At 35.1% G+C, this 22,581-nt stretch carries 28 protein-coding genes; 14 read left to right on the top strand and 14 right to left on the bottom strand.

From position 1 onward, the window contains the following. Nucleotides 1-188: 188 nt before the first annotated feature. The 3 genes from ACVWXS_RS11070 (at nucleotide 189) to ACVWXS_RS11060 (ending at nucleotide 1,863) form a co-directional block, all read left to right on the top strand. Nucleotides 189-986, top strand: a complete 798-nt coding sequence (locus ACVWXS_RS11070) for an MBL fold metallo-hydrolase (RefSeq protein WP_368637240.1) — start codon at nucleotides 189-191, stop codon at nucleotides 984-986. Nucleotides 987-1,025: 39 nt separating this feature from the next. Further along, nucleotides 1,026-1,382: a VOC family protein gene (locus tag ACVWXS_RS11065; RefSeq protein ID WP_456958230.1), complete on the top strand. Its 357-nt coding sequence runs from the start codon at nucleotides 1,026-1,028 to the stop codon at nucleotides 1,380-1,382. Between the two features lie 211 nt (nucleotides 1,383-1,593). Next, nucleotides 1,594-1,863 (top strand): hypothetical protein, encoded by a 270-nt coding sequence (locus ACVWXS_RS11060; RefSeq protein ID WP_456958229.1) that lies wholly within the window; start codon nucleotides 1,594-1,596, stop codon nucleotides 1,861-1,863. Between the two features lie 234 nt (nucleotides 1,864-2,097). Here the strand turns inward: ACVWXS_RS11060 and ACVWXS_RS11055 are convergent, their stop codons facing one another. Then, nucleotides 2,098-2,589 (bottom strand): hypothetical protein, encoded by a 492-nt coding sequence (locus tag ACVWXS_RS11055; protein ID WP_456958228.1) that lies wholly within the window; start codon nucleotides 2,587-2,589, stop codon nucleotides 2,098-2,100. A 230-nt stretch (nucleotides 2,590-2,819) separates the two neighbouring features. Here ACVWXS_RS11055 and ACVWXS_RS11050 point away from each other — a divergent pair, with 230 nt between their 5' ends. The 3 genes from ACVWXS_RS11050 (at nucleotide 2,820) to ACVWXS_RS11040 (ending at nucleotide 5,980) form a co-directional block, all read left to right on the top strand. After that, the gene (locus ACVWXS_RS11050) at nucleotides 2,820-2,972 is read left to right on the top strand and encodes a hypothetical protein (RefSeq protein WP_456958227.1); all 153 of its coding nucleotides are present in this window, start codon (nucleotides 2,820-2,822) and stop codon (nucleotides 2,970-2,972) included. 248 nt (nucleotides 2,973-3,220) lie between these two features. Further along, on the top strand, nucleotides 3,221-4,027 hold the full coding sequence (locus ACVWXS_RS11045) for a nucleotidyltransferase domain-containing protein (RefSeq protein ID WP_456958226.1): 807 nt from the start codon (nucleotides 3,221-3,223) through the stop codon (nucleotides 4,025-4,027). Nucleotides 4,028-4,498: 471 nt separating this feature from the next. Further along, on the top strand, nucleotides 4,499-5,980 hold the full coding sequence (locus tag ACVWXS_RS11040; RefSeq protein WP_402986956.1) for a malate:quinone oxidoreductase: 1,482 nt from the start codon (nucleotides 4,499-4,501) through the stop codon (nucleotides 5,978-5,980). A gap of 117 nt (nucleotides 5,981-6,097) precedes the next feature. Here ACVWXS_RS11040 and ACVWXS_RS11035 read toward each other — a convergent pair whose 3' ends face one another. Then, nucleotides 6,098-6,229: a hypothetical protein gene (locus ACVWXS_RS11035; RefSeq protein ID WP_456958225.1), complete on the bottom strand. Its 132-nt coding sequence runs from the start codon at nucleotides 6,227-6,229 to the stop codon at nucleotides 6,098-6,100. Nucleotides 6,230-6,485: 256 nt separating this feature from the next. On the opposite strand from ACVWXS_RS11035, the gene ACVWXS_RS11030 reads away from it, so the two are divergent. Next, the gene (locus ACVWXS_RS11030; protein WP_456958224.1) at nucleotides 6,486-7,565 is read left to right on the top strand and encodes an ankyrin repeat domain-containing protein; all 1,080 of its coding nucleotides are present in this window, start codon (nucleotides 6,486-6,488) and stop codon (nucleotides 7,563-7,565) included. 154 nt (nucleotides 7,566-7,719) lie between these two features. Here the strand turns inward: ACVWXS_RS11030 and ACVWXS_RS11025 are convergent, their stop codons facing one another. Continuing rightward, nucleotides 7,720-8,001 (bottom strand): hypothetical protein, encoded by a 282-nt coding sequence (locus tag ACVWXS_RS11025; RefSeq protein ID WP_456958223.1) that lies wholly within the window; start codon nucleotides 7,999-8,001, stop codon nucleotides 7,720-7,722. Next, nucleotides 7,998-8,657, bottom strand: a complete 660-nt coding sequence (locus ACVWXS_RS11020; protein WP_456958222.1) for a hypothetical protein — start codon at nucleotides 8,655-8,657, stop codon at nucleotides 7,998-8,000. The genes ACVWXS_RS11025 and ACVWXS_RS11020 overlap by 4 nt, the downstream gene beginning before the upstream one ends. Before the next feature lie 186 nt (nucleotides 8,658-8,843). On the opposite strand from ACVWXS_RS11020, the gene ACVWXS_RS11015 reads away from it, so the two are divergent. After that, nucleotides 8,844-9,080, top strand: coding sequence for a hypothetical protein (locus tag ACVWXS_RS11015; protein ID WP_456958221.1), 237 nt, complete (start codon nucleotides 8,844-8,846; stop codon nucleotides 9,078-9,080). A 68-nt stretch (nucleotides 9,081-9,148) separates the two neighbouring features. On the opposite strand, the gene ACVWXS_RS11010 is transcribed toward ACVWXS_RS11015, so the two are convergent. From ACVWXS_RS11010 to ACVWXS_RS10985, 6 genes are all read right to left on the bottom strand, one after another. Beyond that, nucleotides 9,149-9,562: a MarR family transcriptional regulator gene (locus ACVWXS_RS11010; RefSeq protein WP_456958220.1), complete on the bottom strand. Its 414-nt coding sequence runs from the start codon at nucleotides 9,560-9,562 to the stop codon at nucleotides 9,149-9,151. A gap of 162 nt (nucleotides 9,563-9,724) precedes the next feature. Further along, nucleotides 9,725-10,756: an alpha/beta fold hydrolase gene (locus ACVWXS_RS11005; RefSeq protein ID WP_456958219.1), complete on the bottom strand. Its 1,032-nt coding sequence runs from the start codon at nucleotides 10,754-10,756 to the stop codon at nucleotides 9,725-9,727. Nucleotides 10,757-10,794: 38 nt separating this feature from the next. Continuing rightward, entirely contained in the window at nucleotides 10,795-11,454 is a 660-nt protein-coding gene (locus ACVWXS_RS11000) for a hypothetical protein (RefSeq protein ID WP_456958218.1), read from the bottom strand. Between the two features lie 3 nt (nucleotides 11,455-11,457). Beyond that, entirely contained in the window at nucleotides 11,458-11,865 is a 408-nt protein-coding gene (locus tag ACVWXS_RS10995; protein WP_368637254.1) for a permease prefix domain 1-containing protein, read from the bottom strand. After that, the gene (locus tag ACVWXS_RS10990) at nucleotides 11,862-12,191 is read right to left on the bottom strand and encodes a PadR family transcriptional regulator (protein ID WP_068985757.1); all 330 of its coding nucleotides are present in this window, start codon (nucleotides 12,189-12,191) and stop codon (nucleotides 11,862-11,864) included. The genes ACVWXS_RS10995 and ACVWXS_RS10990 overlap by 4 nt, the downstream gene beginning before the upstream one ends. A gap of 163 nt (nucleotides 12,192-12,354) precedes the next feature. Then, complete coding sequence (locus tag ACVWXS_RS10985; RefSeq protein WP_456958217.1) at nucleotides 12,355-13,545, bottom strand: M14 family metallopeptidase; 1,191 nt, start codon at nucleotides 13,543-13,545, stop codon at nucleotides 12,355-12,357. 60 nt (nucleotides 13,546-13,605) lie between these two features. Here ACVWXS_RS10985 and ACVWXS_RS10980 point away from each other — a divergent pair, with 60 nt between their 5' ends. Further along, a complete protein-coding gene (locus ACVWXS_RS10980) occupies nucleotides 13,606-13,731 on the top strand; it encodes a hypothetical protein (RefSeq protein WP_456958216.1) in 126 nt (41 codons plus the stop codon). A 157-nt stretch (nucleotides 13,732-13,888) separates the two neighbouring features. Further along, on the top strand, nucleotides 13,889-16,615 hold the full coding sequence (locus tag ACVWXS_RS10975; RefSeq protein WP_456958215.1) for an ATP-binding protein: 2,727 nt from the start codon (nucleotides 13,889-13,891) through the stop codon (nucleotides 16,613-16,615). Nucleotides 16,616-16,784: 169 nt separating this feature from the next. Here the strand turns inward: ACVWXS_RS10975 and ACVWXS_RS10970 are convergent, their stop codons facing one another. Beyond that, entirely contained in the window at nucleotides 16,785-17,930 is a 1,146-nt protein-coding gene (locus tag ACVWXS_RS10970; protein WP_456958214.1) for a SpoIIE family protein phosphatase, read from the bottom strand. A gap of 346 nt (nucleotides 17,931-18,276) precedes the next feature. On the opposite strand from ACVWXS_RS10970, the gene ACVWXS_RS10965 reads away from it, so the two are divergent. Further along, a complete protein-coding gene (locus ACVWXS_RS10965; RefSeq protein ID WP_456958213.1) occupies nucleotides 18,277-18,462 on the top strand; it encodes a hypothetical protein in 186 nt (61 codons plus the stop codon). Here ACVWXS_RS10965 and ACVWXS_RS10960 read toward each other — a convergent pair whose 3' ends face one another. After that, nucleotides 18,463-19,476 (bottom strand): HAAS signaling domain-containing protein, encoded by a 1,014-nt coding sequence (locus ACVWXS_RS10960; RefSeq protein WP_456958212.1) that lies wholly within the window; start codon nucleotides 19,474-19,476, stop codon nucleotides 18,463-18,465. Between the two features lie 340 nt (nucleotides 19,477-19,816). On the opposite strand from ACVWXS_RS10960, the gene ACVWXS_RS10955 reads away from it, so the two are divergent. Then, on the top strand, nucleotides 19,817-19,972 hold the full coding sequence (locus tag ACVWXS_RS10955) for a hypothetical protein (protein WP_456958211.1): 156 nt from the start codon (nucleotides 19,817-19,819) through the stop codon (nucleotides 19,970-19,972). Nucleotides 19,973-20,015: 43 nt separating this feature from the next. Then, nucleotides 20,016-20,204, top strand: a complete 189-nt coding sequence (locus ACVWXS_RS10950; protein ID WP_456958210.1) for a hypothetical protein — start codon at nucleotides 20,016-20,018, stop codon at nucleotides 20,202-20,204. A 31-nt stretch (nucleotides 20,205-20,235) separates the two neighbouring features. On the opposite strand, the gene psiE is transcribed toward ACVWXS_RS10950, so the two are convergent. Continuing rightward, complete coding sequence (gene psiE, locus ACVWXS_RS10945) at nucleotides 20,236-20,688, bottom strand: phosphate-starvation-inducible protein PsiE (RefSeq protein WP_456958209.1); 453 nt, start codon at nucleotides 20,686-20,688, stop codon at nucleotides 20,236-20,238. A 221-nt stretch (nucleotides 20,689-20,909) separates the two neighbouring features. On the opposite strand from psiE, the gene ACVWXS_RS10940 reads away from it, so the two are divergent. After that, the gene (locus tag ACVWXS_RS10940; RefSeq protein ID WP_368637261.1) at nucleotides 20,910-21,134 is read left to right on the top strand and encodes a phosphate-starvation-inducible protein PsiE; all 225 of its coding nucleotides are present in this window, start codon (nucleotides 20,910-20,912) and stop codon (nucleotides 21,132-21,134) included. Nucleotides 21,135-21,389: 255 nt separating this feature from the next. Here ACVWXS_RS10940 and guaC read toward each other — a convergent pair whose 3' ends face one another. Further along, the gene (guaC, locus tag ACVWXS_RS10935; RefSeq protein ID WP_068985750.1) at nucleotides 21,390-22,373 is read right to left on the bottom strand and encodes a GMP reductase; all 984 of its coding nucleotides are present in this window, start codon (nucleotides 22,371-22,373) and stop codon (nucleotides 21,390-21,392) included. Between the last annotated feature and the right edge of the window lie 208 nt (nucleotides 22,374-22,581).

Below are 22,581 nucleotides of genomic sequence, written 5' to 3'. Positions count from 1 at the left end.
CTCATACTTTTTTTACTAAAGAAGGAATTTATCGATATTCCTCGAACTATTGAATTAAGAGAGGACAAATGAACAAATCAAAGTTCTTTTCCAACAAACTGGCACATTAACTTTAAAATGCTACCTATTCGTATGTATAAGAATTAAAGAAATATGTATTAATAATAAGGGGAAAAGGAAGGTCCATAATGATTCAATTTCAAAAAAATAATATTACAGTTTTTCAAAGTGCATTATATATGACTACCTCGGCAATCATTCAAACGAATGAAGCGGTAATTATGACAGATCCTAATTGGTTACCTGCTGAAATTGAAGAAATTAAGAGCTACATAAACAACATTAAAGGTGATAAACAACTATATATTATTTACACACATAGCGATTTTGACCATATTATTGGGTCTGGAGCCTTTCCAGGTGCTAAGGTAATTGCATCTAAACAATTTGATGAAAATCCGAACAAAGAAGATATCATTCAAAAAATTAAACAATTTGACCAAGGATATTATTTGAATAGAAGCTATTCACCCGTATACCCAACTGTAGATATTGTTGTTTCAGAGGATGGGCATAAATTAGAATTAGATTCGATTACGATGACATTTTATCAAGCACCTGGTCATACGGACGATGGTTTATTTACAGTGATTGAGCCTGATGGTCTATTTCTTTCTGGTGATTACCTGTCAGATATTGAGTTTCCGTTCATCTTTAGCAATTATCAAGACTATGTAAATACGATCAATAAAGCTGAAAATATTTTGCTTAATCATCAAATAACGACGCACATACCTGGACACGGTTCGACAACACAAGATCAACAGGAAATTCAAAAAAGGATAGAATGTTCAAAGTATTACTTAGAGCAGCTTCTTCGTGATAACGAAGAGCTAGAAAAATATTTAAGTAGGGAGTATCCATTTTTTGAAGGAATGAAAAGTATTCATCCTGACAATAAGAAGATGGCTAATCAAGAACTTTAAGAAAGAAATGTTCTTACAACTAATGAGGAGGAAATCAACATGATTCAAAAAGTCGGACAAGTTGGAATCCCTGTTAAGAAGTTAGATAAAGCAATCCATTTTTATCAAGAAATACTTGGACTTTCACTTTTATTTAATACGGATAGCATGGCGTTCTTTGATTGTAATGGATTGCGACTCCTGTTAAGCCTTCCAGAAAAAGATGAATTTACTTATGCCAGTTCAGTAATTTATTTTCAAGTAGAAAATATCAGTAAGACATACGAGGATTTAGTAAGAAAAGAAGTTACTTTTATTGATGAACCACATGTTGTAGCGAAAATGGGACAAACAGAAACATGGATGGTATTTTTTAAAGACTCAGAAGATAATACGCATGCATTAATTAATGAGTGAGGTACAAGTTTAACTTCTTTCAGCAAATGTCTTTTGTACCGAAAGCGTAGCGACAGGTACAGAAGTCTCCCGCCTCTTTTTCTAATTTTTGTTTAAGAATGCGTTTTTTGGTTTGTGGTTATTTGCTAATTCATTCGTGCATATTTTCTGGACATTTTAAAATACTATGTCTAGATAATTTATCTAATTAGCAGGAAGGGAAGAGGCATAATTGGCTAAACACTCAGATACGAGTTGGAAAAAGGATCATCCAAGCACTTTGTTCGGCAACTCTGTCCAAAAGGCAGAGCGTTTATTAAAGAATGCAAAGTCACACCCCGAGGAGATAGCAATTGAGCATGCTTTCAATCATCTAGAGCATGCTGAAAATGCTTTTATGAATGCAGTGCAATATGGTGAGCATTTGGATACAGTCCAACAAAATAAAGAATACTTAGAGCAGATCAAGCAACAGCTACATGAAATGAAAGATGAAGTGTAAGAAAAGTAAGATATAAACTTACTCAATTTTGAACTGCTCTCTGTAAGTAGACAATAGAAATAATAAAAAGCATGAAGCGGCTTGAGTCCTATAATCTAAAAGGGCTTAAGCCGCTTAATTATTTTTCATTAGGTTCACTTGCAGTCAATTATCGGTTTCTAGAGAAATGTTGCGCAGATGAGGAAACATTTCACTTTCTTTCCTGGGAAATATTGTTGTTATTCTTTTGGATTGTTAACACCAAACGATTATTTTATACGGTGTGGTTTGCGCAGGAATGCTTCTTGTAGTAGGACCATAGATAACAATTAGGTTTCGATTTGCTGGGCTTTTTAAAAAAGGCTGCCCGTTTTTTAGCGAGATAACAGTAGAGGGGGAGAGATTTAGTTGTAATTGGCCATCACTACTCACTAATTGGCTATTAAAAAAGTCGACTTTGACATTTTGAAAGTTATTTTCCTTAACAACGACGAGTGCACGATATTGAGGTGGGTATATCAACGGTACAGGTGCATCTCCATCATAATATCCAGTAATCCGATCACCGAGAGTCACAATTTCTTGGTTTACAAAGTAAGTGGAAGGAGAGATGACAAAATTGACGATGCCGCCAGTATCATCCACTACCGTCATAAGTTTATAACAGCCTTCTCTTTCTCCATTTTGCCCAATCGAAAAATCTTCAATCTGTCTAACGACCCCACGAAACGATTTGAAATTTACCATAGCCATTCCTTTCTAAACGATATTGGTGAGACAGAAGTATTGTTTATCCAAAGGGATTGATTTGAAATCAATTTATAATACTTTAGAACAGCATCATTTTAATTTATGTAACATTCCCAACTTGGGTGACAGAGAATGTTAGGATCATCAAAAGGATTGGTTTATATCTCACATGAATCAATATATACTTAACTTGCAAACTATTACGTTATTCAGAGGAGGGGAACCTATTGAAGTGGATTTCTAAAAATAAGAAACCCCTTTTATTAGTCATCATTATTATGGTTTTCATTGCTGGTATTCTCGACATTAAATATGAAGGATTGTTCTTTCGAATATTACCTGAATCTATTCAAACCTATTTGGCTGATTTTTTTAAATAAGTGAAATGTATCGTCTAGACATAGAGTCAAGGTTAAATAAAAGGGATTGGATTTTTATCCAATTCCTTTTATTTAACCTCAGAAGCAAAAAACAAAATAGTTCTTGTTATGTTGTAAATAAATGATTTTATCACCAAGTTCTTGCATGATAATAATGTAATTAATGCAGCTAAAAATGCTGTGTTTTTTCATATTCAGCGTCATTAGTTCCGGAAGGGGTATCTAAACAAATATTGAATATATCGGTATTGAACGATTTTATTTTTGAGAAAGGTGATGATAATTTTATGGAAGAATGGAAAATTGCACTTGAAGAGTTTTTAAAAGATTGGACGAGTAGAAATGATGTTGTAGGTGCACTGGTATGTGGGAGTTATATTACTGGGCATCCTTCAAAGCGTTCTGATATAGATGTACATATTATTTTAGCTGAGGATGTTGATTGGCGAGAGAGAGGGAATAGAAGTGTTAATGGCTTTCTTATAGAATATTTTGCTAACCCTCCAAAACAAATTCAAAAATACTTTCAAGAGGATTTTCAAAACCATAGAACAATGTCCATGATTCAGTTTATTACAGGAAAGATTTTATTCGATAACACGGGAATAATTAGTGAATTAAGAATCGAGGCTGAAAAATGGCTAAATAAAAAATACGATGAACTAAATAAAACAGCTTTAGAAATAAAAAAGTATTCACTATGGGATTCACTAGATAATTTAAAAGACTGTTTTGAACAAGACAAAGGAGATTCCCACTTTGTCTATTATAATTCATTAGCTAATTTATTCTCGGAGTATTGTAGATTTTTAAATTTAGAAAGCATTCCTTACTATCAAATTAGATCCTACCTTGTAGACCCAATATACATTAAGAAATATGTGAAAAAGGCTTTTCCCGATTCAATATTTAAAGAAATGTTTTTAAAAGCATTACAAGAAGCGGATGAACAAAAGATGATCGAGATTTATGAAGAGTTAGTAAACCATGTATTTAATCAGGTTGGTGGTTTTGAAATAGATGGTTGGAAAATAAAAAGTCCTGTCGAAGTATAGATCTTTCACCTTGCGTTAAAATAAAAAAGAAATAATTTTAAAATAGCACTAGAAAATATTGAGAACATTCGCTATATTTTAATATGTAGTTGGGCTGGTGCAAAAACAAGACCGGTTCCATATTTTTATGTTATTATAGAGATATAATAATTAAAAAATCATCATTATTATATGAAAATGCTAGCCATTTTTAGGCCAATTATTCCATAAAGATTAAATAAATGCTGAATTTATTGATGAGGGAATAGGAGGTTTTTCTCTTGATTTATTAAGAAGAAGGCTCGAAAAATGCACATAACTCTCATATAGATAGTTGATATTTTAATCTTTAGGTAATTGTGATAAACTGCAATAAGGTAATAATTGATACAGAAAAGGTGTGCTCCAAGGTTACTCCATGGCTTACTGTGATATCTAAGCAGGAGAGCTTTACATCCTTTCTGCAAATCTTAATATATAAGGAAGGTAAAAATGAGTAACAGACAAATTAAATCAGATGTTATCTTAATTGGTGCCGGAATCATGAGTGCTACTTTGGGGACAATGCTCAAAGAATTAGCGCCAGATTGGAAAATTACAGTGTTTGAGCAGCTCGATAAAGCTGGTGAAGAAAGTTCACACGAATTAAATAATGCGGGAACTGGACATGCGGCACTTTGTGAGCTTAACTACACTTCAGAGAAAAAAGACGGATCAATCGATATTAGTAAAGCGATTAACGTTAATGAACAGTTCCATGTTTCAAGACAGTTCTGGTCTTACCTTGTGAACAATAAACTGATCAATAATCCACAAGACTTTATTATGCCTTTACCTCATATGAGTTTAGTACAAGGGAAAGAAAATGTAGAGTTTCTAAAAAAACGTCATGAAACAATGACAAAAAATCCTTTATTCCAAGGTATGGAATTTTCTGATAACCCAGAAAAACTAAAGGAATGGATTCCTCTTATTATGGAGAATCGTTCAGCAGATGAAGCTATCGCTGCGACAAAAATTGACACTGGTACAGACGTTAACTTTGGTTCATTAACACGTATGTTAATCGACCACTTAAAAACTCAAAATGTTGACATCAACTACAATCATAGTGTTCAAAGCATGAAACGTACTAGCGATGGTTCATGGGAAGTACGAGTGCACGACAAAAATGGCTGTAAAATGGAATACCATACAGCGAAGTTTGTCTTCCTTGGAGCTGGTGGAGGAAGCCTAGAATTACTACAAAAATCAGGTATTCCTGAAGGGAAACACATTGGTGGATTCCCAATCAGTGGATTATTCTTACAATGTAAAAACCAAGAAGTTACTGAACAACATCATGCGAAAGTATACGGAAAAGCTAAAGTTGGTGCTCCACCAATGTCTGTTCCGCATCTTGATACACGTTATATTGATAACAAAAAATCTTTACTATTTGGACCGTTCGCAGGTTTCTCACCTAAGTTCTTAAAAACAGGTTCAAATATGGATTTATTTGCTTCTGTAAAACCGCATAATATTACAACATTATTAGCGGCAGGGGTTAAAGAAATGGGATTAACAAAATATTTAATCCAACAACTTATGCTATCTAAAGAACAACGTATGGAAGAGCTACGTGAATTCATCCCGAATGCTAAGAGCGACGATTGGGATATTATTGTAGCTGGTCAACGTGTACAAGTTATTAAAGATACTCAAGCTGGTGGTAAAGGAACGCTTCAATTTGGTACGGAAGTTGTAAGTGCTTCTGATGGCTCAATCGCTGCATTACTTGGAGCTTCTCCTGGTGCTTCTACTGCTGTACACGTTATGCTTGAGGTAATCAATAAATGCTTCCCTCAAAATGTTAAAGACTGGGAACCTAAAATTAAAGAAATGATCCCATCTTATGGGAAAAAATTAGCAGAAAACCCAGAGCTTCTTAAAGAACTTAATGCTTCAACAGACGAAGCTCTTCGTTTAAAATAAAATTTTGATGTAGAAACAGTGGATATAAGCATCATGTTTCTACGACATATAATATAGAACCTTCATTCTAATTTTGGATTGAAGGTTCTATTTTTTTGTTTCCAAAAAATAAGCTCATCACCATAACGAGTGGTTGATTTCCGTTCCGACTGGGCGCTTTCCTGGGGGCGTCCGATGAGCCGCTTCGCTTCGCTCCAGGGTCTCATCTGTGACGCTAATCCCCGAGGAGTCGCCCAGTCTCCACTCCAATCAACTAATATACAGGGCATATAATTTAAAAAATGTCATCCACATCTTTTGGTGATAATCCAAAAAAAACTTGTAATTACAAAATAAGTATAGTTAAAAACTATCATTCATATTAATGAATATATTAAAATAGATTATAATTAATGACAAAATCATCATGATTTAATCAAAAAAGTTGAATGGAGAGCATTAATCAAAGATGCCCCTTCAATTAAAGCCAATTTTTCATGAAACTTTAGGGAGGACCGAGAACTGGATGATTACTCTAAAAGGTATTGGGAAGTTTAATGAACTACCTGAAATTTCTATGTATATTTACAAAGGGAATATTCCAGCTTTACAGGCTGCCATCAAAGTAGGGTGGGATATTGAAGAAGACATTAAATTGAGTAAACATATCTCATTAAGTCCGTTAGATTTGGCGCTTATTTCGCAGAGATTGAATGTTGTAAAGCTATTAGTAGAGCATGATGTTAACCTGAACGTAAAAAATAATCCAGCGTTTTTGCAAGCTGTTCGTTATTGCAAGGAAGATATAATTCGCTATATTGTAGCGCATGGAGCGAAGCTGGACATGCTAAATCAAGTCGGGTCTGGTGCCTATTCACAGGCCTACTATGGTAATAAAAAAAATATTCCACTCATTCATGAACTAGGTTTGGATGTAAAACAACACTGTGGTCCCGTATTGCGTCAAGCTGTGTCAAACCATGACATGAAGACCATTACATATCTACTCGATCAAGGGGTGGACATTAATTACAATAAGAAAAATATGGTTTACCCTTATGGAGCGACACCATTAACAGAGGCAACACGAATGGGAAATCTAGCTATGGTGCAATACTTAGTAGAGCGTGGAGCGGATGTTACTTTAGCAGAAAAAGATGGTGAGCGTCCATATACGATTGCAGTTGGCAATAAAAATACAGCTTTGGCCGATTATTTGAAATCACTAGAGCCATCTGAGCTACATGATGTAGAGAACAAAAAGTATGCGCTGAAAAAATATAAGTTGAGTGATGAACTGATTAGCTTTCTTACAGGAGACAAGCTGCGCCTTGATCTAGATGCAAATGATTATGGAATTAGCTATATAGACTTTTTTACACTAACGGATACGATTGAAATGAAGGGTGGTCGTCAAAGGCTACTGCGTTTGTCAGCAAATATCGACAATTATTCAGATTTACTGATAGTATGGAATCCAAAGAAAAATGGGCAGATTGGCTGTTATGATGTGGAGCATCAGGAGTATGCTGATTTGTGTAGCTTTAAAGAATTTCTTACGAAGCCTGAAATATATCTGACCAAGTTTCTTGAAGGTGAGCTGTAGAGGGGATATCCATGTATTAGAACCTTATGGATGATTTATGCTTTTGATAAGTCTCAATAACAACATCATCGGGAGGTTCTTCATAAAAATGGACAAAGATAGAAATAGGGGGAGAGGCACATCTTTTATTATTAAAAAGGTGTGCTTTTACATTTTAGTACCTAAGCTTAGAGAAGCAGAATGAAATAGAGCGTTTTACATAAATTGAACAAAAGAACAGTAGTAAAGCGACAAGGAGGGCTAGGGGAATGCTGAACATGACTGGAAGATCTACCCCATACCATATGCTCATCTTTATTTGATCAAGACCAAACGTTCGCAAAATCCCAGCTAACATTGCTAATAATGCACTTAAAACCAAACCTGCGTAGAGGACAGATAACACAAGGAGTGCTAACGAGCAAAAAAAGGCTTGAATGATTTTTACGAATGTCATTCATTTTCCCTCCGTATTATTTGTTGTACTTTAGCATTTGGAGCAATTGAATAGCTTTCTGTATAGTAAAGTGTCTTTATCCTACAATGACTTCCTACAATCACAACATCTCCGTCAACGATTTCCGCATTCGTATAGGAGAGACGTAAATTTTTCCCTTTTATATAATTACAAATCAATTTTTTCTTTAATAATGGGAGGATAGAAATCTTATCCTTTTCTATCCATACTTCATCTGCAATAAGCGCTCCAATTTCACTTTCACCAGACAGTTTTAAATGAAAACATTTGGCCAGTATTTCTGCTGCTTTTACAATGCCAATTGAATCTACAGTTTCCGCTTCCAGTCTTTGTTCAATGGTCAATTTTCCAGAACTATTTAATTTCAGTACTTGCCCATTACGCATTTTTAAACTGCCGGCGCTCTTCATTTCATTAATCTCACAAAAATCCTTTATCGTACATGATCCGGTACTATTTAAAACTTGCGCTACTACAGGGGAGTGAAAAGAGCTATGTCCATGAGCAGAGATTTTTTTTAGTCGTACTTCTTGATGTACAGCAACAGATCCACGGATATTTAATTGCTCACAGTCGGTTGCTAAGTCTTTAATATTGCCGTTGGTAAGGGTTACGGTACGTAGTTTTTGAATCATGGATAATCACCTCACGTTAATTTAATTAATATATATTTTAATTATTAAAACATATATTAATTAAAGTATATGTTGCTTTGTTTTGTCAAGAACAAAAAATTTACCGAATATCTATCCTGAAAATAGGCTCATCACCAAAAGTTGTGGGTGACATTTGTTAAGACGTATGCCTTGTATAGAAGTTGATTGGAGTGGAGACTGGGCGACTTCTTGGGGATCAGCGTCACAAATGAGACCCTGGAGCGAGCAGGCCGAGGAACGAAGGCTAAAAACATCACGTCCTGTGATAACGCCTTCGTGACCAACATCCTGTTACCCCAAGCGGCTCATCGGACGCCCCCAGGAAGCTCTGCTCTGCGCGAAAGCGAAGCGTCAGCGGCAAAGCGCCCAGTCGGAACGGAAATCAACCACACGTTATGGTGATGAGCCTGAAAATATGCTTTTTATGTATTTTCTGGGCAATAAAAAAAGGATTTCAATTGTATGAAATCCTAAAAAATTTTTTTCATTAACTGATTAACTTCATTTAGTACTCTTGCCATATCTTCAAGCTTTTCCTGTGGGAATTTCAAAAATATTTCTTGTACCTTAAGTGCGCCATTATTCGTTAAAACCATTTTGACTACTCGGCGATCTTCGCTTTCTCTAATCCGTTGTACTAAATCTATTTTTTCTAGCTTATCGCACATGGATGTAACTGCTCCAGGTGTCACACTAAAGAAGTCAGCAATTTCTGTTGCTTTCATTCCATCATTAATTTTTAGTTGGAGAAGGAGGATAAGTTGGTTTTGAGATAGTGACTCTCCTTCAGAGAGAAGATTGACAAACATTTTCGATGTTTGCTGTATTTCAAGCATTTCTCTCATAATGATTTCCACGTTACGTAATTGATTGTTATCTGACATATAATCTCACCTGTTAAAATATTTAATAATTAAATTATATAGCAAATATATAATAGGGGCTACTACTGAGATGTCGGGAAGCGGCTCGACGCTCGCCCGCAGCGGAAATCAGAGCCTTCTAATTTAATTAGGGTGGATAGAAATGGTTAATCAACACACCTGTTATTTTATAAAAGTATCGCACATCCATTTATAAAATTTTTCTTTCTCTTCAAATTGCGGATAATGAGCTGATTCCTCAAAGGCAATAAATTCTTTCTTATTGGCTTCAATCATATCAAAGTAATTTTTCGCTGCATTAGATGAAGTTTGATAATCATATTTCCCCATAACAAAATAGCTTGGTAATTCAAGTTTTTTTACTATAGTGGGTAATGGTGTTTTTATTACTTCCTGAAGTAAAGCCTCTTGCGAGTAAGATACCCCATAGTTATAACGGATTACATCTAATAAGTTGTACTCACTACTAAATAACATACCAATGTTATTACCATCAGGATTTTCAATAAGTCTTGAGGCCCCACCGTATTTCGCAATATAGTTACGTGGAGTAAACGCATCACCATTTTTAATTTGTTCAGTTAACCCTTGTAAATATAAAGCATCATCCTTATTGCCAGCATTTTGAGCCTGATCAATAACGAAGTTCAAACCATCAATTTCGCTTTCCACTATATCACTAATCTGTCCAATTCCAATGTATGCTTCATATTTTTCAGGAGCTTTGTAGGCAGCCTGTGTTGCAAGATAAGTACCATAAGAATGACCAATTAGTATGACCTTTTCTTTGCCGAGATGCTCTGATATATAATCCGTCAAAGCCAATAGATCGTCTACCAGTAAGTCTGATGAAAGATTAGAATAGTCCTCGAAAAAATGATATGATTTTCCACTTGCTCTTTGGTCGTAATTTACAACCGTAAAATTGTTTTCCAATAAGTCTTGATACTTACTGGCATACGGTATTTCTGAACATCCTGGTCCGCCATGTACAAAAATAATGACCGGATTATTCTTATCTTTGCCACGTATCATTATTTCATGACCGCTACCGTTTATATTCACTTGCTCTAATGAACTTATACTGTTATCACCTTTTATATCCGAAGTCCATGTAGGGAACAGAATTGCTATAATTAGTAACATAATAATAATTATTCCAAAATAGATTAAAAACTTCTTTATATTTTTCATATAGCCCCTTTCCACTAAATGTGATTTGAAACAAATATTTAGATCCTTTTAGGTAGAGTTGTTGAATTGTACATTTTTCTTTTATAAACATAAAAGTACATGCTTAGAGGCCACCATAGGACGACGAAAATTGGATAGATCGCCCATATTACTTCTGGTGAAGAGACAATATTTACGGTAATAAAAAAGATACTGATAAGAATTGTAGAGGTAACGGAAAATGCTACAAATGTTTTTCTTTGTGCATGGTATAAAGCTAAGGGCCACCATATTACTAAAAATGCTGGATAGATCGCCCAAGGATATGGATGAGACAAAATAATATTTAATAAGGAATAATAAATGATGGTAGTTGCACAGCCTATTAGCGCAATTTTTAAGGTTTTTGCTTTTTCTTCTAAGTACATAAGAATTGGCCACCAGATGATTGGATAAACCGCATAAATAAACCATAAATGATCGGGTGAATATAAATAATTTTCAATGATAAGAAATGCGATAATCATAGCACTACAAATAAGAGAATATTGTTTATACATTTTTTTAGACATGAAATATAAAGTAATTGGCCATAGCAAAAGCAGTAAACACGGGTATATAAACCAAATTTCTTGAGGTGAAGTTGTATAATTAACGATGCCTAAAAATATCATAGTCATCAAACTACCAGCAATCGAAAAGCTAATAAGGTTCCTCATGTTTTATTCACTCCATTTCTTACGTGACCAAACGAAGTACATAGAGAGTGGCCACCATAATATTGCGAAGATTGGATAAATCGCCCAAATTGTCTGTGGTGTATAGTAAAGATTAATAAAAATAAAAAATGCAATAATTAACCCACTGCCCCAAATAGAAAATTCTAAATTAAGTTTGGCCATATTTTTCTTTTCGGGCTCCTTAACGCCTAATTCCTTTTTCAAATCCTCCATATCTCCAAATTCTACGATAGCTTTGTTAATGGCATCCTCTTGCTCTTTCCCTTGATCCATTAAATAAAATACTTTTTCTTCAAGATTTTGAATGATTTCTTGTTTCACCATCTCTGTTTCCTTGTTGCGAGGAATATCTTTAAAAAGCTCATCAATATGGTTTTTTATTCTTTTCATTCTAAGCCCTCCATAAATAAGTCGATAATTTCTTTTACTTCCGACCACTCTTTTACTAGCTCGTTTAAATAAGCTTTACCTAAAGGGGTAATACGGTAATACTTTCTTTTGCCTCCATGTGAAACATCGCCATAGTAAGCTTCAATAACTTCCTTTTTTTCTAGACGTTGAAAAACTGCGTACAATGTTGCTTCTTTAATTTGAAAACGATTATTTGTGCGGAGACTTATTTCCTGAGAAATTTCATAACCATAACGATCTTTCTCTAAAATTAGCCTTAAAATAATGGAATCCAAGTGTCCGCGGATGATGTCACTTCGAACCATAAGTCACCTACTTATTTTTATTGCTCTATCTGTCAGAGTAATATTAGCAAACATTACTCTACCTGTCAAAGTAATTTTTGAGCAATAAAAAAATCCCCTCTCACTTCAACGGTGAAAGGAGATTGCTGATTTATTGTTAGCTATAGAAATGTCAGTATGTTTATTACATATACAATGCTGCAAGAAAGATCCCTAATACTTCTTCATAGATGTCGTCGAATTGGCTGATTGGAAGCGGATTTGTACCACTACCTAATTCAACGGTGAAGCCAGGTCGACGCCAATCTTGAATAAACCAGTCTTTATAGCCCGCATAACTGCCTGCCGAATTGATCGGCTCATAGCCACTGACTCGACTAAACTCGTTAACAAGAATTTCTGACTCGGGTGGTTCGAGATTTTCAAAGCCCCAATAAATTACTCTTCCTTGTGTATGAAATGCAAGAACTCTTGCAAAATCGCGCTTTTTTGTCAAATCAGCCATAGCAATGGTCTCTGGCTCGGACAAAGGTCGTTCTCCACCATAATCTCTTGGTCCAGGTGTTTTTGGATTGCGTGCGTTCTCTAGCTCCCATTTTGCAGGGAACTGGTCGTTCAAATCGACGCCATGTATATTTGCCTTCCAATTAGAGAAATTGGTGCTACCATTGTTCCAACTAATAAGTTGATCTCTTAATGCTTCGTCATTAGGTGGGCCTTGTATCACTAAGTCGACACCATCGGGATTGACCATCGGAACTATGGAAAGGGTTGTTTGCTGGTAAAGTGGGAATGTAGAAAGACCGCGAATTGTGCTTTGATTGGTGAGAGCGAGTAGGTAGTCATTTAAAAAAGTTAAAATAATCGGAGTTGTAATCCATTCATTCGCATGAAAGGAGCCGTTATAATGAACACGCTTCGTTCCGTTTCCGATTAGAAGCTCTGGAATCTCATGTTTTAAAACAGAATGCCCGACTGCAGAGCTTTGTAGAAATGGATAAGCAACGAGTAGTTTTTTGATTTCGTTCATCATAATGGTGGAGGTATAATTTTGCTTACCATCGATAAGCCTCCATGTAATTCGTTGGGGAATGCGAATTGTTTGGCCAATTTGCAAGTGATTTGGATTAAGGGTAGGATTGACTAGCAAGATGGCTACTAGTGGGAGATTTCTGCTTTGGGCTATTTGCCAAAACGTATCTCCTTGCTTTATTTGATAATTGTTCGTAACAAAACCTGGAATGCGAATGCGTTGACCAACCCTTAGAAATTGAGGATTAATATTTCGGTTGGAATCAATAATTAGTTGAAGAGGCATTTTAAACACTTCACTGAAATGCCAAAGAGAATCCCCGGGTCTTACAAAAATGTCCACAATTTTTCTCTCCTTACTATCAAATTATATCTCGGCAAAATAGTTCAATATAAAATGTATATGAAGAAAATAAGAGATTTATTAACTTTTAATGGCTCATCACCCAAAGTTGTGAGTGACATAAACGAATGTCATTTATATAAGTTGATCTTCGTTCCTACTGGACGCCCCCAGGAAAGCGCCTAGTAGGAACGGAAATCAACCACACGTTATGGTGGTGAGCGTTAAATATTTCTCGAAAAGAGATTATTGTCTCAACCTAAGAGGAAGAAACTTTGTTATTTTTTGATGTACAATTATACTGGAATTAGATTTTTTATGACAGGTAAAGGTAGGAAAACAAATGTTAAATAAATTAAAGCTAGGTATACGAACCAAAATTACGTTAGGCTATATTGTTATCATACTTTGTTTACTTGCATCAGTGCTCATCTTAAATAATCAAATTACCTCTCTACAAAAAGAAAGAAATTATATTATAAAGAATAATTCAAATATACATGCTCTAACCAATCGCATTGAAAAATACATTTTAGATATGGAATCGAGCCAGAGGGGCTTTGTTATTACAGGTGAATCAAGCTATTTAGAACCCTATTACGAAGCTGATGAAAAGTGGAGATCCGATTTTAATGAACTTTATCAGCTTTTAGAAAATAAACCAACAGAACAACAGAAGTTAAATGAGATAAAGACGACGATAGAGGATTGGATTACAACATCAGGGGAACCAGCCATTACATTTAAAAAAGAAAACAATGCAGAAGCGTTATGGGAAATCTATGAAGTAGATGTAGTTCGTAAAGACCTGGAAACAGTACGAAATCAGTTTGAATCACTCCGTTCAGCGGTGGTTGCAACTATGCAAGCCAAAGTGAATGATTTGGACAAGAGGGATAGTATTGTAACACTTACACTGCTTGGCATACTAGTATTTATTTCGGTTGTTGCGATTATCGTTGCAAGTGGCATATCTCGTTCCATCGTAAAAACAATAACGGAGGTTACGCAAACGATCAAAGAAATCGCAGCTTCTAAAAGCAATAAAAAAGGAAGAATTGAAGTTACATCAAATGATGAAATCAATGCGCTTGCAAATGCTACAAATGAGCTATTAGATACCTTTGAGAAAAAACAATTTTTGCAGTCAAATATCGCAGAAATTGTAACAAAGTATCAGGGCATTTCGGCTATTACTAAATTAGCTGAAATCTTCCTTTCAGAAGTAGCGCAAAAAACGCAGTCTTCCCTTGGCGCATTTTATATTCGTGAATCTATTGATAATAATATACAGTTTGTGAAAAAAGCTACTTTTGCGGATGATAGCATTGGAATCGAAAGCTTTAAATTGGGACAAGGCGTAATTGGACAATGTGCTTTAGAAAAAAGAGTTTTAATATATAACGATATTCCTGAAGACTTTCGTTTAATAGGCACTGGCTTAGGGAAAGTACCGCCAAAAAGTATCTTTATCGTCCCTATTATATTTGAGAATGACGTAATAGCTGTCGTTGAATTAGCCACAATGACTGGCTATAGTGAGTTGCAGCAAGAATTAGTGAAGCAAGTTATCGGAACGTTTGGATTAACCATTAATAGTGTTCTAGGACGTGTGGAAATTGTACGTTTATTAAATGAATCAACAACGATGGCAGAAGAATTACAGGTACAATCTGAAGAATTGCAAATGCGAACAGAAGAACTGACAATGATTAATGAACAACTGGAAGAAAGAACAAAAGAGGCCGAGTCAAAGTCGAGAGAACTAGAAAAGGCTAAAAAGGAATTAGAGGAAAGTGCGGAACAACTGTTACTAAATTCAAAGTATAAATCCGAGTTTTTAGCTAATATGTCACATGAATTGCGAACACCACTGAATAGCATATTAATTTTATCTGAAATGTTAGCTGAAAATAGTCAAAATCATATAACAGAAGAGGAAGTTGAATTTGCAAAGGTTATCTATTCTTCTGGTGAAGATCTGCTCGGGTTAATCAATGAAATTTTAGATTTATCGAAAGTGGAGGCAGGCAAGCTGGATATTATTTTTGGTGAAGTGAATATGAGTGAGTTTCCTGTACAAATCGAGCAAACCTTCGTGCCTGTAGCAATGAAAAAAAATCTACAATTCCATATTTCGAAAGCCGAAAATGTAATGGATGTTTTCTATACGGACGAAAAAAGATTCCAGCAAATTGTGAAAAATTTATTATCAAATGCCTTTAAATTTACAGAACAGGGCTCAATTAATTTAAATATCAAGCAGCTTGATTTAGAACAGTTAACAAATAATATGCAGGATATTAGTACGGACTGGTTAGAAATCAAAGTTTCGGATACAGGTATAGGGATTCCAAAGGACAAGCATCAGCTTATTTTTGAATCGTTCCAACAGGCTGATGGAGCAACTGTACGTAAATATGGTGGTACAGGTCTTGGATTATCGATTTGTAAAGAGTTTGCTAAATTACTTGGCGGTTGGGTTTCCTTACAAAGTGAAGAGGGACAAGGTAGTAGCTTTACGCTGACAATTCCAAGCTTACCGAATGGACTTGAAGAGAAGAAGTGCCTTGAACCGGGGATGTATGAGGTAGCGGCTACTAATGAAATATTTGATTCAGGAGAGGTAAAAGAACAACAGCTACCAGAAATTCAGGAAGTCTCTCAGCATGAGGTAGAAGTTTTACAAGGGAAAAATATTTTACTTGTAGACGACGATGATCGTAATATATATGCGTTAAAAACGGCACTTGAAAAACGAGGCATGAATATCTTCGTTGCAAAAGATGGCTTAGAGTGTTTAGCTATTATGCGAGCCAATCATAAAATAGATCTTATTCTTATGGATATAATGATGCCGAATATGGATGGCTATGAAACAATGTCGATTATACGAAAACAAATGAAGCTTACGGATTTACCGATTATTGCTTTAACGGCAAAGGCTATGAAAAGTGATCGAGATAAATCTTTGGAGGCTGGTGCTTCAGATTATGTAAGTAAGCCATTTAATTTAGATCAATTAGTATCTGTTCTAAAAGTATGGTTAATTGCTAAAGGAAGTTTATAAGTATGAATCAATTTCAGCCTCTGGAAGGAGACACTACGATTCGAAAATATTATTTCAAAATATAAAGAAATCGTAGGCAATGAAAGAATTTATCAAAAGGTACATTAAGATGGGGACTGCCGTCTAAGTTCCTTCACAAGTAGCAACTTAGGCGACAGCCCTATTTTATTTAGTTTTTAGCATGTGCTTGAATCATTACTACACACATATCATCTGGTTGATTTTCTTGTTGCTCCGTAGGCAGTAAGTTGTCAATCAGGTGTTGAGAATAATCCCATTTTGTAGATAGTAGCGTTTGCAATTGCTTCTCAGATTCTATTTCACATGGGCCCATTGCCTCTAAAACGCCATCCGTAAATAAAATAATTTGTACATCTTCATTGTATTGAATGAATTGCTTTTGAACATCGATCTCATCGAAAAAGCCGACTGCACAGCTTCCTTGATTTAATGGTACGAGTGTCTCTTCATCAACAAGAGCATAACCAGATGGATGACCAGCGTTCACATATTCAATTGTTTTTTGTTGTGTATCAATCACTAAATAAATCGCAGTAAAATAAAAAAGATTTCCGTCTTTTCCGTTTTGTAAAAGTGTCATATAACGGTTTAACTCTTTGATAACTAATTCAGGCTCTACCAATTGTTTAACAGCCTCTCTTAGAACAGAGGAGATAAACATACAAACAAGCGCTGCAGAGATACCATGCCCCATCATATCAAGTAAAATAATGGCGTATCGATGATCGTTTATTTTATGCCAATAATACATATCCCCAGCTAAATTAGAGGAAGGAAGATAGGATACGCCTATTTGAATATTATTCTCGTTTATAGGGGCACTCAAAAGGCTTCTTTGTACATGTGTTGCTAAATCTAGTTCGTATTGTATTTTATTTTCTTGTTGAGTATGCCAATCTAATTCGGCCTTCAATCGTAAAGCAACTCGAATTCTAGCAAGAAGCTCGGTTTTATTAATCGGCTTTGTAATATAATCTACACCACCAATATCCAATGCTTCTGCGAGCATGTTTTTATCTTCTAGAGCTGTGACAAAGATAATTTGAATATCTTTTAATCGTTCATTTTGCTTAATCCGTTTGCAGGCTTCGATTCCATCTACTTCAGGCATCATAATATCTAATAAAATTAAATCCACTGAATTTCCTTTTGGATTTGGTGCATCTAACTGTACATAATCAAAAAGCTCATAAGCCGATGTTAGAGAAACGCAGTTATCATAACCTGCATTTTTTAATATTTTTTCAATTACAAATAGATTGACCTGATTGTCATCTACAAGAAGAATAGTCATAATTATTTCCCCATATTCTGTTTGAATTCGTGCAGATTATTAAAATGTATTTAAAGACCCATTATACAAAATATTAGAGTTTTACAGTATCTTGAGACTCATCACCAAAAGTTGTGGATGACATTTTAAAATATATACCCTAAATATTAGTTGATTGGAATGGAGGCTGGGCGACTTCTTGGGAACCAGCGACAGGGGAACGAAGGCTAAACCATCACATCCTGTGATAACGCCTCCATGACCTCCATCGTGTAGGCCCAAGCAGCTCATCGGACGCCCCCAGGAAGCTCTGCTCTGCGCGACAGCAACAAATGCTTTCTGTGCGAAAGCGAAGCGACAGCAACAAATGCTTTCTGTGCGAAAGCGAAGCGACAGCAACAAATGCTTTCTGTACGAAAGCGAAGCGACAGCAACAAAGCGCGCTCAGGCGGAACGGAAATCAACCACGCGTTATGGTGATGCGCCTATGTTGATGAATTGGAAGAATATTTTACTAGGTATAAAGTTTGTAAACATGCATAAAAATTTATAGCTATTTTCCGATTTTAGCCTTTTTAAAACCACTATAAATATCAAATGCATTGGCTATGATGGTAATAGCAATGCTTAGAAATAATATTCGATCTATAGCAACAAAAATTTTAGCAGAGGTTGTTTCGGTAATCGCAGCGATATAAGGTATAGCGGGACGGTGTATGAAATCAGGATGAATAACTATGAAGATAAAAATAATGATGCCTATACATTGAAGAAGTGTATTTGCTACGGCAATTAACATAGTCCATTGACCGGTCTTCATTTTCCATAATGTTAAAGCTACACTTAAAGCTATCCAAAATAAAACGATTGGTGCAAAGGAGAGTAAGACATCCTGATTAAATATAGGCATAACAAATTTCAGGTCGCCTTTATTGTGGGAAGTATAGATTCCTAAAAGATGATTGGCATTAAAATAGACAAAGGAGAAAATAACGATACCTAAGAGACTAAAAATATTTTCATTACGTGAAATAATTTTTTCTTTAGGAATGATTCTAACTTTTGTTAAATCATCAGGTGTCCATTCTGGATGTTCTTTTAAAATGGGTATTCGAATATTTTTTCCGCCAGATCGTTCAATGATAATGAAAGTAACTGTAATCCAGAACAGTACGTATATGATTACTGAAATAATATGAGCGATCGTTAGAGAAATCGTTTTAATAATGGCAGTCAGAAGTGCACCTTCTCCGTTATAAAGCACAATACTTTCGATCATCTGTACAATAACTGTAATAAGAATTGCCCAGGGAATAACTAATTTTATTGTCCTAATATAAGTGTCAAACACTTTGGGACTTATTAAAAATCGTGGTGTATTTTGATAGCTTGCTGCAACTTCTACAGGATTTCCTAGCTTTTTGAGCACTTCCTTCATATCTGATTCTGAATAATCTTCAGGTAACATCTCTTCAATAGTAGATTTTAGTTTTAGACTGGTATCCTCACGTTTATCTTTCCTGATCCTTTTAGTTACTTCATGAATATATGCATCAATCAAATTCATTCTTTCCTTCTCCCTTCAATAATTCATGCAGTCCTAAGCCCACATTTGAGTCGAGCTATATGTGCTCAACAAATAATATTTCTGAGCTGTACTTTTGGTTCATCCCAGCTACTTGTAATCACTTTCCTAATCGCTGAGGCAACGAGAATAGTGTATTCTGTTCATGGTTCCTTCCGACTTGCTCGAGATGCTGAATAACCACCTCAGGTTTCAATACTGTCAACATACAGCATCATTTGCGTGTGGTAATATATGTTATTATCAAGACCTGAAATTAATGTGATAAAAATTATGAAAAGAGCGTGCCTTAAAATAAATTTAGTGTAGGGGGGAGATGTATATGAAGGTCTTTGAAAAATTAGTGAAGGAAATAGATTTTATAAACTTTGTTGATATTGTGGTTGGTGCTTATCCAGGAAGGATGGGTGGTTTAGAGCCGACGAGAGAGCAGTTAAAAACACTTTTTATGCACAATCAAAACAATGAGACTTCATGATTTTGAAATGAACCTTTTCTCTAAAGAGGCTATCAAAGGTGAGATGAAAGTTTTTGAATGTGATCACGATGATGTGGAAATGGTGATAGATATTGCAGAGCTATCTTCTCTTGTTACGGTACAAGCGTTATTTATGCTCAGTAAAGTGAAAATTAGTGATGGACAATATTTACATGCACTGCATCAATTCTCCTTTGTCCTTGATAAACCAACGTGCATTACAGCATTTTAGGGAAGCCCCAAATAGGCATCCCATAAAACCATTATTCTTTTTTCACAAAAAGTGATGAACGTACAGGGCGTTCCAATGGCGTAATATTAATAATAAAATAACTTATAATCAATATTAAAATAATAAGTGAATAAATTAAGGTGTTGATGGGGTGGTCATGCTCTACGATAATTAATCGAATCATGGCTGTAATACCTATATATATAAAGTACCTTAGAGGAAAATGATAATCCTCTTTAAAATATTTAATAATCATCGTGATAAATTCAAAATACAAAAAGAAAATAAGAATATTGGCGAGGAAAAGCTTATAATCACCGTCGCCCTTGTTGAAAATTAATATTTTAAGAAATTCGATGAGTTCTTTAAAAAGCAAAAAGGATAGGATGAGCGCTAGAAGCACTAAGCAAACATTCAGAAACAGCTGTAAAGATTTCGGCACGGCCTTTATTAGTTGTAAATATGTTGAGTTTTTTGAATCCATGTAATTCCTCCCATCTTATTTACGTATTGATCGTAAATCTCACGCTACATTTCTAGAAATCATTTAGTTCATTATGATTTGAATATAACATTATTTCGTAAATGTTTTAGTGCGATTTTGTAAAGTTTTGGTATATGTTCTCAAAAGAAAGTTTTCAAAATAATTTAGCTGTATGCTAAAATAGATGTGCATGAATATAAAATTTAAAAGGGGTTTTTGAAATGGCTAAAGCAGCAAAAACAGATGCAAAAATTACACCAGAGCGTTTAGAAGAAGCGTTAAACGTTCGTGATCGTCTTATTATTGAGTTACTAGTACAAGTACTTGATGAAAAGCTTGTAATTGAACGTCCAGTATTACGTGAGCGTGTAGGAAACCTTGTAGACCTTTCTGATCATGATGCAGAATTAAAAGAAACGATCCACGCTGTTATTAACAAACTATAATCTTAAGGGAAATGCTACACTTCATTGGTAGCATTTTTTCTTTTGTTGAAAAGGTGCATTTTAAATAAGAGGACTGCTCAGATACACCTAGAGAATTGCCCCATCAAGACCTTCCCAATACTCGGTAGCCGTCCCTATATAAACAACTCATATAGATTCTGGAAATTAAGAGGCGTAAATTACTATTAGAATATCGGAATCCAATGAAAAACCCAAACAAGATTCTTTCCATTCTTGTTTGGGTTTGCTTCATTTTTAGTATACTTTATCTCCGTTAAAAATAGAGTTTTTCACGATTACATAATCAACATTTCGAATAGCATCTAGCTTATTGCCACCTGCATAGGAAATAGATGATTGAAGATCTTGTTGCATTTCAATTAAAGTATCTTTGATGCTACCTTTATGTTCAACATACATCTTTTTACCTTCAACATTTTTGCGTTCACCTTTTTGGAATTCAGATGCAGAGCCAAAGTATTCCTTCACAGTTTTACCGTCAATTTCGATTGTTTCACCAGGTGACTCCTCATGACCTGCAAATAATGATCCAATCATCACCATTGAAGCACCAAAACGAACAGATTTTGCAATATCACCATGTGTACGAATACCACCATCAGCGATAATTGGTTTTGTAGCAGCTTTTGCACACCAGCGTAGTGCAGCTAGCTGCCAACCGCCTGTACCAAAACCAGTTTTGATTTTAGTAATACATACTTTACCTGGTCCAATACCAACTTTTGTTGCATCTGCACCAGCGTTTTCAAGTTCACGTACTGCTTCAGGTGTACCAACATTCCCAGCAATAACAAAGCTATTTGGTAGATGTTTTTTGATATGTTGAATCATACGAATGACAGCATTTGAATGCCCATGTGCAATGTCAATTGTAATAAATTCAGGCACTAAATGAGCAGCTGCTAATTCTTCAATAAATGCATATTCTTCTTCTTTTACACCAACACTAATTGAGGCGATTAATCCACGACCGTGCATATCTTTGATGAAATCAGCTCGTGTCTCTGGATTAAAACGGTGCATAATATAAAAGTAACCGTTTTCAGCAAGCTTCAAAGCAAGACGTTCGTCGATAATTGTTTGCATGTTTGCCGGTACTACAGGAAGTTTGAATGTATGACCGCCTAAAGTAACGGAAGTATCACATTCAGAACGACTTTCTACAATACACTTTGCGGGAATTAGTTGAATATCTTCATAGTCAAATACGTTATCCATTATATACACTCCTGAAATACGAATATTTTTTAATATTTGTTTAATATTGTTCGCCTTTTGTAATTTACATGATTTTCGAGTAAATGTCAAAGCTTTTGTCCAAATAAATAAAAAATTAGTAGGCGAGAATGGGGATTACCTCTTTTTTTATCCTCCTTTATTAATTGGAAGGCTCTGATTCCAAAATAAGCTTATCTAAAATTTGTAT

It is taken from the genome of Lysinibacillus sp. TE18511 (assembly GCF_054062295.1).
This window is presented reverse-complemented; position numbering and strand designations above follow the sequence as displayed.